The organism is Bradyrhizobium sp. 23 (assembly GCF_023073295.1).
Lineage (GTDB): Bacteria > Pseudomonadota > Alphaproteobacteria > Rhizobiales > Xanthobacteraceae > Bradyrhizobium > Bradyrhizobium canariense_D.
On record NZ_JADPJF010000111.1, the window covers coordinates 1 to 3,184 of the forward strand.

The following is a 3,184-nucleotide window of genomic DNA, read 5'->3' on the forward strand; positions in this document are numbered from 1 at the left end:
AGAGCCGACCACCCATGAATCATTGAAAAATTGATTCGGGAATCCTATAAATCGCGGCAAAATCAACAATCTGCCAAAGTAGTGCTAGGGCGTGTACTCATCTGTGGACGCCCCCCGAGATGCAAGCGATTTTTGAAGAAGATCGGCACATAGTCGAATGCTGCCATCTGTCCGGCCTCTGATGGTGCAGCGATGAAGCTGCGGGCCCGTATGGGAGTTCGCAGGCCGGAACCAAATCATAAAGGCGTGCTCTAGGCACGATGAGTACACCTGGTTCTTCCGACCTCGTCTCGCCGACTGTTGCGCCATACCCTCCTTCGACCGACTACATCTCTGACGACCTCAGGTCCGCCAGGATCACGCCTTGGCTAAGACCGGAGCCCTATAATTTTCACGCTTTACAAGCAACGCCCAGACGATCCGAGCCATCTTGTTCGCAAGCGCGACCGTTACCAACATGCGCGGTTTGCGAGTCAACATCCGTTCAAGCCAAGACCCCTTTGGCGCCCCGCGTTTGCTGGCCTGCTGCACGACAGCGCTGCTTCCGATGATGAGGAGACGCCTGAGCGTGCGCTCCCCCATCTTGGATGTCGCGCCAAGCTTCTGCTTTCCGCCCGTCGATTTTTGAAGGGGTGTGAGACCTAACCAAGCGGCAAAGTCGCGGCCTTTGGCGAAGGTCTCGATCGGCGGTGCCAGGGCGGCGATTGCGGTGGCAGAGATCGGGCCGATACCAGGGATGGTCATTAGTCTGCGCGATATCTCGTCCTCGCGAGCGCGTCGCGCGATCTCCTTGTCGAGATCGGTGACCTTGCCATTCAGCTCGGCGAGCAGGTCTAGCATCACCTGGAACATGGGACGCGCGGCTGCAGGAAGTGAGCTGGCTATTGTTTCTTCCTCGATTGAGTCGACAAGCTTCGTTACATGCGATGGCCCTTTGGGCGCTATCCAACCGTATTCCGTGAGGTGTCCTCGGATCGCGTTGATGAGCTGGGTCCGTTGTCGCACCAATAGGTCCCGGGTTCCGAACACCAGACCCGCAGCCTGTTGCCCTTCGCTCTTCACGGCCACAAACCGCATGCTCGGCCGCTGCGCAGCTTCGCAGATCGCCTCGGCATCAATCGCATCATTCTTCTGCCGCTTTACAAACGGCTTTACGTAAGCAGGCGGAATCAGCCGAACCTCATGGCCGAGCTGTGCGAGCTGCCTGGCCCAGTGATGGGCGCCGCCACATGCTTCTAAGGCTACCATGCACCTCGGCTGCGCAGCGAAGAAATCTAACAGCTTTGCTCGGCCAATCTTCTTGCTGAACACCGCTCGACCACGCTCATCTGCCCCGTGAACGTGAAAAACGTGCTTGGCGATATCCAGACCGACTGTGATAACATCTGACACGGACGCCTCCCTTAAGTGGTGTTCAACACCTCCACTTTGGCACATCGATGCCGTCGGCGGGGCGTCCACCCCATCATTAAGCGGCCGCCCGCCAGATGTCCGGTTTACCGCCAACATCGGCCGCAGACCTGAAGGCCTTCGAGGTCGCAGATGGGCCAATGGGAGACGTCACCGACGCCCAAACTTGACTGACGCAACACCGCGGCTAGCGAAGCGGGCGGGACCGGCTGAACAAGAAACCGCTGGGAGTGAACTTTCGGGCTACTGCGAGCGCGCTGGCCTCGCACGTTTCGAGCGCGATCTTCTGGGCCAGCATGACGTCGCCAATCGGAAGATCGCCAACGGGCAGGAAGCACAAGCCGATCTTTGGGCGACCGTTTTCGCCGATCTCGCAGACATTCGCAGCCGCTCCCGCATAGATCCTATAGCGGTTGCCCGTATCGCCGCCGACCACATCGAAATAGCCTGTTTGCGTGAATTGCCGCCGCTGGAGGGGCGAGAGGCAATGCCGCAGCAGCAGCAGCGCGCGTCCTTCGGGAGTGCTCTCGGCGCCGTGTCTAATGAACAGCGCCTTTGCAGCCCTCATCCGTGAGCGTTCACCCGGCCGGGACGGCCTGAACAGCCACACGGCTCAGCGATTCAGCCGCCGACCAGCCTGGGGAAGAAGAGAGTTTCTTCCGCAGTGGGGTCGAACGATCGGATCTGCGACACCTGATTTGAACCGGTCCGGACCGCGGCGGTGAAGCCGACGTTCCTCAGCTCGCGGAATCGCTGCTCCGCCTTGGCTACTTCTCGTGCATCGTTGGCGTCGAAAAAGTGACGGCTGTCGCCGGTACTGTCCATCACGACTTGGATCGGCATGCGGATCCCTCCTTGTTGCTTCATGACTGAATGTTGTCGAAGCTCCGAAACCGGCGCCGGAAGGCGCAACAAAATGGGCCCCAGCTCCCGGGGGGCAATGGGGGAAGAGCTGGGGCCCGACTGAATCACCCACTTGGGGATGGGCATTGGGAAAACTTGGTAACTGACGAGTCGTTCCAAACTGCCGTTCCGCCTACAAATGTTCAGCGGCCTCTGTCGTCCTTGCCGTTGGGACTACCATCGCCGCCGCCGTTACCCCAGCCATTGTTGCCGTGGTGATGGACCGCGCTCGCACCCGATTTAGCAATTGCATCGGACGTGAGGGAGGTGGAGAGCAGCAGCGTTATGGCTGGAGGTGTCACCACCGCGAACTTTCCGCAGGTCTTCAGAAATTCGCGGCGGTCATCGTCTTCGTCGGGCATGGGGTCTCTCCGGAGCTGGCGCAGAGATTAAATACCTTAAATATTATTAAATCAATTGAACCATGTTAATAAGTCCGGTCACAAAGTGCGACAATAAGTTTCGTCCGGCTTCGCACTTTTCGGAACTCCCTCAGGGGCAGCGGACCGAAGCCCTCAAGCGTCGTCAGGTGCGCGGACCCGGCAATCTCCGGTCATCAGTATGCAGGGTGACTATGTTGAGCAGCCTGTGTCGGAGATTTAGTTCGCACTCAGGGACGAGTGGGCGATGTTCCGTGGCTAAGTGACGACTTTGAGCGATGGTTCGTTGGCTCGCTCGAGCAGGCACGTGTCTCGGCGCTGAATTCTTCGGCCATTTTGCGCTCCTAACATGCAGGCGGGAGCGCGGAATTGTCTCTCAGCCACCGACGCCTACGGTTAGACCCTCGGCCTGAGCTGCTGCCGGTTTGATGGACACCGAGATTGGGTGTTTTATCGAGCCAGAGGTGGGTCATGCAGAGACGGAAGTTCAG

Annotated in this window: 4 protein-coding genes; all 4 read right to left on the reverse strand. The window is 58.9% G+C overall.

The features are described 5' to 3' along the window. Positions 1 to 357: 357 nt before the first annotated feature. The 4 genes from IVB32_RS28555 to IVB32_RS28570 all read right to left on the reverse strand — a co-directional run bounded on the left by IVB32_RS28555 (position 358) and on the right by IVB32_RS28570 (position 2,675). On the reverse strand, positions 358 to 1,392 hold the full coding sequence (locus IVB32_RS28555) for an IS110 family transposase (RefSeq protein WP_247412079.1): 1,035 nt from the start codon (positions 1,390 to 1,392) through the stop codon (positions 358 to 360). Between the two features lie 205 nt (positions 1,393 to 1,597). Then, on the reverse strand, positions 1,598 to 1,978 hold the full coding sequence (locus IVB32_RS28560; protein WP_018455151.1) for a hypothetical protein: 381 nt from the start codon (positions 1,976 to 1,978) through the stop codon (positions 1,598 to 1,600). Between the two features lie 53 nt (positions 1,979 to 2,031). Further along, on the reverse strand, positions 2,032 to 2,253 hold the full coding sequence (locus IVB32_RS28565) for a hypothetical protein (RefSeq protein WP_026232889.1): 222 nt from the start codon (positions 2,251 to 2,253) through the stop codon (positions 2,032 to 2,034). Positions 2,254 to 2,456: 203 nt separating this feature from the next. Beyond that, positions 2,457 to 2,675 (reverse strand): hypothetical protein, encoded by a 219-nt coding sequence (locus IVB32_RS28570; protein WP_085351389.1) that lies wholly within the window; start codon positions 2,673 to 2,675, stop codon positions 2,457 to 2,459. Between the last annotated feature and the right edge of the window lie 509 nt (positions 2,676 to 3,184).

Bases quoted from the DNA above. Each gene is read 5' to 3' on its own strand.
- IVB32_RS28560 (WP_018455151.1), bottom strand. From the start codon at position 1,978: ATGAGGGCTGCAAAGGCGCTGTTCATTAGACACGGCGCCGAGAGCACT.
- IVB32_RS28565 (WP_026232889.1), bottom strand. From the start codon at position 2,253: ATGCCGATCCAAGTCGTGATGGACAGTACCGGCGACAGCCGTCACTTT.
- IVB32_RS28570 (WP_085351389.1), bottom strand. From the start codon at position 2,675: ATGCCCGACGAAGACGATGACCGCCGCGAATTTCTGAAGACCTGCGGA.